Source organism: Actinomycetota bacterium, assembly GCA_005774595.1.
Taxonomy (GTDB): domain Bacteria; phylum Actinomycetota; class Coriobacteriia; order Anaerosomatales; family D1FN1-002; genus D1FN1-002.
In genome coordinates, this window is sequence record VAUM01000118.1 from 1 (window position 1) to 5,341 (window position 5,341).

Genomic DNA, 5,341 nt, shown 5'->3' on the forward strand with positions numbered 1-5,341 from the left:
GGGCATGGCCGCCTAGCGTCCGGCCCTCACCGCGTTCGCACGGATGGCGTCGCGCACGTAGGCGGCCATGCCCGGGCGGATCCTCTCGTACGTCGCGGTGAACCGCGGGTCGGCCACGTACATCTCTCCGAGCATCGCGTGCATCTCGTGGGAGCACCGGTAGAACCACCGATCGATCTGCAGGCGCGCCAGCTCCGCCCTCTCGTAGAGACGGTAGCCCGCCGCGCTGCGCCCCGAGGGGGAGAGCAGGCCGATCTCGTCGTAGTGGTGCAGCGCCCGGACGCTGACGTCAGCCAGCGCCGCCACCGCTCCGATCGTCCGGGCCATCGCGCACACCTCCTTGCGCCGTCAGGGTAGACCCTCACGCGGCGTGAGGGTCGATAGGTGGCTCACGACGACGGACCGCGCGCCTACTTCGGGACGCGCTGCGCCTCGGCGGGGACGGTGCCCGTGAGATGCAGCTGCCCGTCGGTGACGTCCATCGAGGTGATGTCGAGGCCCTCCATGCGCGCGAGGCGGTCGTTGACGAGGCCGAGGCCGTATTCCGTCGCCTGCGGGAGGTACTCCGCGGGGACCGCTACGCCGAACGCCTGCGCAGAGTCGATGGAGCCCGAGACCGTGCGGCCCTCGATCGAGGCGCTGCCGTCGACGTAGACCGGCACCTGATTGCCCTCGTACTCGACGAGGCCGGACAGCTCGACGCCGCCGCCGTCGCTCACTCGGATCTGCATGTCATGTATCGGCCAGCCCGGCGTATGGCTGTTGGACAGCAGCGCGGAGATCTCCGAGTTCGAGAAGGTGGCGTCGAGCGGCTTGCTGCCCGAGTAGACCACGTCCGTGTTCGCGAAGTCCTCGCCGCCGTCGGGCGCCGGTGGCCACACCGTGCCCGCCTTCTCGACGGCGCTCCAGTAGTCGTCCTCGGTGTAGGTGACGCCTAGGTCCTTCGGCTTGCCCATCGAGAGCAGGCCGAAGTACGCGCCGGCCGCGAGCGCGCAGGTCAGCAGTGCGAGAATGAGGCAGCCGACGCCGCATCCGATCCAGCAGCCGCTCTTCTTCTTCGGCGCGGGCGCCGGTGCGACGGGCGCGTAGCCGGCGGGCGCGGGCTGCTGCGGGTAGGCCGGCTGGCCCGGCGTGGGAGGCGCGTACTGGGCCATCGTTGCGACTCCCTCCTGCCGCGGGCCGCGACGGGGCCGCCCGCGCTCTCTTGAGCGCGAGCATACCGCAGCGGGGCTCCGGCCGCCTCGTGTGGGATACTCACAGGTGAAGGCGAGAACCGGTCCGGAGGCGACGCAACGGCATGCCAGCGAGGAACGACAGGCGCCCCACCTGCGACGACGCGCGGCGCGGCGCGGTGTGCCTCGACGACCCGTCGCTCTACCTGAACCGCGAGCTGTCGCTCCTGCGGTTCCAGGAGCGCGTCCTCGAGGAGGTCGTCGACGCGCGCAATCCGTTGCTCGAGCGCGTGAAGTATCTCGCGATCCTCTCGTCGAACCTCTCCGAGTTCTACATGGTGCGCATCGCGGCCCTGAAACAGCAGGTCCGCGCCGCGGTCGCGGAGCTGTCGGCGGACGGCCAGACGCCCTCCGAGCAGCTCGCCGGCGCGCGGGAGGCCGCGCGCGACCTGCTGGCCCGCGGGCGCGTGGCGTACCGCGGCATCCGGCGCGATCTCGCCGCCGAGGGCATCCACCTGCACGACTACGGCGACCTCGACGAAGGGCAGCTCGCCGCCGCGGACCGCTACTTCGACAAGACGGTCTTCCCCGTGCTTACTCCGCTGGCATTCGATCCCGGCCGCCCGTTCCCGCACATCTCCACCGGGTCGCTGAACCTCGCGGTGCTCGTGAAGACCAAGGCGGGCGAGGACCGCTTCGCGCGCGTGAAGGTGCCGAAGTCGATCCCGCGGCTCGTCGAGGTCTGCGCGCCCGCCACCAACGGCTCCGAGAGCGACGCGTCCGCGCGCGAGCATCACTTCGTGTGGCTGGAGCAGCTGATCGCCGCGCATCTCGCCGCCCTGTTCCCGGGACTCGAGGTCGTCGAGGCGCATCCGTTCGCCATCACGCGCGATGCCGAGTTCACCATCCAGGAGATGGAGGCCGACGACCTCCTCGAGACGATCGAGGAGGGCGTGCGCCGCCGCCGGTTCGGCTCTGTCGTGCGCGTGACGATGACCGAGTCCATGCCGAAGTACCTGCGGCGCATCCTGATCGAGAACCTGCAGGTGGCGCCGGAGGACGTGGTCATCATGGCGCCGCCGCTGCGGGCGAGCGACCTGTTCGAGCTGATGAAGCTCGACCGCCCGGACCTGATGTACCCGGCGTTCGTGCCGGCGCTGCCCGCCGAGATCGACGAGCTGCGGACGACTGACATGTTCGCGGTGGTGCGCGACCACGACTTGCTGCTCCACCGGCCATACGAGTCGTTCGGGCCGGTGGTCCGCATGGTGTGGCAGGCGGCTCGCGACCCCGACGTCCTCGCGATCAAGGCGACGCTGTACCGGGTCGGGCGCGATGCGCCGATCGTGGACGCCATGAGGCATGCCGCGGCGGCCGGCAAGGAGGTCACCGCGCTCGTCGAACTCAAGGCCAGGTTCGACGAGGAGTCCAACATCGAGTGGGCCCGCGCGCTCGAGGCGGAGGGCGTGCACGTGGTCTACGGCCTGCTGGGGCTGAAGACCCACAGCAAGCTGCTGCTGATCGTGCGCAAGGAGGGCAAGCGCATCCGCCGCTACCTGCACATCGGCACGGGCAACTACAACGTGGTCACCGCGACCCAGTACACCGACCTCGACCTGCTGACCTGCGACGACGAGATGGCCGCGGACGCCTCGCGCGTGTTCAACTACCTGACCGGCTATGCCGAGGACAGCCGCTACAAGCGCTTTCTCGTGGCGCCGTTCGGGCTGCGCGCGGGCATCGAGGCGCTCGTGCGCCGCGAGATCGAGCACGCCAAGGCCGGGCGGGGCGGGCGGATGGTGCTGAAGTTCAACTCGCTCGTCGACCGGGGGATGGTGCGGCTGCTGTACGAGGCGTCCCAGGCCGGCGTCGAGATCGACCTGCTCGTGCGCGGGATGTGCGTCCTGCGCCCGGGTGTTCCCGGCGTGAGCGAGAACATCCGCGTGACCAGCGTCGTCGGCCGGTTCCTCGAGCACACGCGCATCTTCCACTTCGAGAACGCGGGCGAGCCGGTCTGCCTCATCGGGTCCGCCGACCTGATGGGCCGCAACCTCGACCGGCGTGTCGAGATCCTCGCCCCGGTGCTCGACCCGGTCCTCGTGGCGCGTCTGCGTGACGAGGTCCTCTCGACCTACCTGGCGGACACGGAGAAGTGCCGCGTGATGCACGCGGACGGCACCTACGCGCGCCGCCACGTCCACGGCGCGCGCGCCGTGGACGCCCAGGAGCGGCTGCTCGAGGGCCGCCCGGTGCGCCGGCGCAGCAGGCGGTAGGGGCCCGTCGCTCCGATCCGTGGGTCAGCGCGGGCGCAGGCGCCTCGCGCACACCTGCGCGCCGCACGACGCGCACGAGCCCGAGCACTCGTCGACGGGCGTGCCGCACGCTTCGCAGACGACCGCATCCTCCGGCAGGCGCATCCCGCACGCATTGCAGGCGGGCGGGCGGGAGCCTCCGGGAGTGTCGTCGTCGGCCCAGGTGTCCGCGAACAGGATGTCCGCACCGTCAACCTGGTAGCGCTCGTGTCGGGCCGCGGGCGTCACGGCCGAGTCACTCGGCTGCCGTGGCATGCGTGACGAACCACGCCATCGTGCCGCTCGCGGGGTCGATCGTCGTGAGGTCGACCGCCGCGCACGCACCCTTCTTGTAGTGCACCCGCTGGCCGGTCACCTCCTCGAGGACGTCGCCCACCGTCGGCTGGTGACCGACGATGAGGACCTCGGAGGCGCCGGCTGCGTCGGCCTCGTCGAGCACCGACGGCAGCGTGCGCGCGCTGAAGCCGTACGCCACCCGGTCGACGAGGACCACGGGAAGGTCGAACGCCTCGGCGGCGATGCGGGCCGTCTGCTCGGTGCGAGCCGCCGGGCTGGCGATGATGACGTCGGGCGCTGCGCCGCGGCGCTGCATCTCGGCGATCACGCGTGCCGCTCCCGCGACGCCTCGGGGGGTCAGCGGGCGCGTGGAGTCGTCGCCCGTCCACTCGAAGTGGTCGACCGCGGTCCCGTGGCGCATCAGGTAGACGCGCACGTCACGCGCCCCCGCACTCGGCGGCCGCGTCCTCGAGCGCCTCGTCTGCGGCGCGGATGCGGTCGCTCATCTTCATGAGGATGCGCCAGACGACGGGGTCCTTGATCAGTGACATGAAGGTGGGACGGTCGAGCACCTCGACCTCGGTGTCGCCGACCGCCACGGCGGTCGCGGCGCGCGAGCCCGGCACGAACAGCGCCATCTCTCCGAAGAAGTCGTCCGGCCCCAACACGGCGAGCGCGACCTCATCGCCGTCGTGGGTGCGGAAGATGCGGACCCTTCCCGACCGGATGACGTACATGTCGGCGGCGGCGTCGCCCTGCGAGAAGACGACGTCACCGTCTCGGAAGGTCATGCAGACGCCGCTCAGCATGCGCGCTCGCCCCCGTCTCGTCCGTGAACGCCCGCCGCTAGTGTAGCGCGCCCGTCCGACAGCGCGGCCGCCGTCAGCGTCCGTACGTGCCCTCCAGGACGCAGGTGGCCAGCGCGTGGCCTTCGATGGCGGCGAGCACGTCGTCGAGGACCGCCTCGTCGTCCACGTCGAGCTTCGCGACGTCGAGTGCGTACACGGTGAAGCGGTATGTGTGCGTCCCGCTGCCGGGGGGTGGCTGTGGGCCGCCCCAGCCGCGCTCTCCGAAGCCGTTGAGCAGTTCACGGGCGGCGTCGGGCATCGCGCCGCCGGATGCGCCGGCGGGAAGCTGGGTCATGCCCGGCGGTATGTCCACGACCATCCAGTGCACCCACTCGTGCGCGATCGGCGCGAGGTCCACGCACACGAGCACGTACGACATGGTCTCTCGGGGCCGCCCCTCCCATGACAGCGCGGGCGACCGGTTGCCCTGCGTCTTCGCGCTGGCGGCCGGCAGAGTGGCGCCATCGGCGAACTGGGTCGATGTCAGTCGCATGTCCCCCGGTCCCTTCGCGTCATCCGTCGGCCCGGTCGCACAGGCGCATCCCGCGAGCAGCGCCGCGGTCAGGGCGCACGCTGTCGCCGGTACGATCATGTCCGTGCAGCGCATGGTGACATCCTTCCCCGTGGGCGGCGCGGGCATCAACAGTCTGCCACGCTATACTCGCATCTCACAGACGCCCGCGGTCGGGTCCCGGGCGACGGCATGCCGTGAACCTGGTCAGGTCCGGAAGGA

General features: G+C 71.0%; 7 protein-coding genes. 1 reads left to right on the forward strand and 6 read right to left on the reverse strand.

The features are described 5' to 3' along the window. Window positions 1-12: 12 nt before the first annotated feature. Both FDZ70_05940 and FDZ70_05945 read right to left on the reverse strand, forming a co-directional pair. A complete protein-coding gene (locus tag FDZ70_05940) occupies window positions 13-327 on the reverse strand; it encodes a MerR family DNA-binding transcriptional regulator (GenBank protein ID TLM76855.1) in 315 nt (104 codons plus the stop codon). A gap of 83 nt (window positions 328-410) precedes the next feature. Beyond that, window positions 411-1,154, reverse strand: coding sequence for a hypothetical protein (locus FDZ70_05945; GenBank protein TLM76856.1), 744 nt, complete (start codon window positions 1,152-1,154; stop codon window positions 411-413). A gap of 143 nt (window positions 1,155-1,297) precedes the next feature. Between FDZ70_05945 and ppk1 the strand changes: the two genes are divergently transcribed. Then, complete coding sequence (gene ppk1 / locus FDZ70_05950) at window positions 1,298-3,445, forward strand: polyphosphate kinase 1 (GenBank protein TLM76857.1); 2,148 nt, start codon at window positions 1,298-1,300, stop codon at window positions 3,443-3,445. Window positions 3,446-3,469: 24 nt separating this feature from the next. Here the strand turns inward: ppk1 and FDZ70_05955 are convergent, their stop codons facing one another. The 4 genes from FDZ70_05955 to FDZ70_05970 all read right to left on the reverse strand — a co-directional run bounded on the left by FDZ70_05955 (window position 3,470) and on the right by FDZ70_05970 (window position 5,248). Next, window positions 3,470-3,712 (reverse strand): hypothetical protein, encoded by a 243-nt coding sequence (locus FDZ70_05955; GenBank protein ID TLM76858.1) that lies wholly within the window; start codon window positions 3,710-3,712, stop codon window positions 3,470-3,472. 7 nt (window positions 3,713-3,719) lie between these two features. Beyond that, complete coding sequence (locus tag FDZ70_05960; GenBank protein ID TLM76859.1) at window positions 3,720-4,196, reverse strand: hypothetical protein; 477 nt, start codon at window positions 4,194-4,196, stop codon at window positions 3,720-3,722. Window position 4,197: 1 nt separating this feature from the next. Continuing rightward, window positions 4,198-4,569, reverse strand: coding sequence for a cyclic nucleotide-binding domain-containing protein (locus FDZ70_05965; protein TLM76860.1), 372 nt, complete (start codon window positions 4,567-4,569; stop codon window positions 4,198-4,200). 73 nt (window positions 4,570-4,642) lie between these two features. After that, window positions 4,643-5,248: a YbhB/YbcL family Raf kinase inhibitor-like protein gene (locus FDZ70_05970; GenBank protein ID TLM76861.1), complete on the reverse strand. Its 606-nt coding sequence runs from the start codon at window positions 5,246-5,248 to the stop codon at window positions 4,643-4,645. Between the last annotated feature and the right edge of the window lie 93 nt (window positions 5,249-5,341).

Coding starts and splice junctions, on each gene's coding strand:
- FDZ70_05965 (TLM76860.1), bottom strand. CDS start 4,569: ATGCTGAGCGGCGTCTGCATGACCTTCCGAGACGGTGACGTCGTCTTC.
- ppk1 (TLM76857.1), top strand. CDS start 1,298: ATGCCAGCGAGGAACGACAGGCGCCCCACCTGCGACGACGCGCGGCGC.
- FDZ70_05945 (TLM76856.1), bottom strand. CDS start 1,154: ATGGCCCAGTACGCGCCTCCCACGCCGGGCCAGCCGGCCTACCCGCAG.
- FDZ70_05970 (TLM76861.1), bottom strand. CDS start 5,248: ATGCCCGCGCCGCCCACGGGGAAGGATGTCACCATGCGCTGCACGGAC.
- FDZ70_05940 (TLM76855.1), bottom strand. CDS start 327: ATGGCCCGGACGATCGGAGCGGTGGCGGCGCTGGCTGACGTCAGCGTC.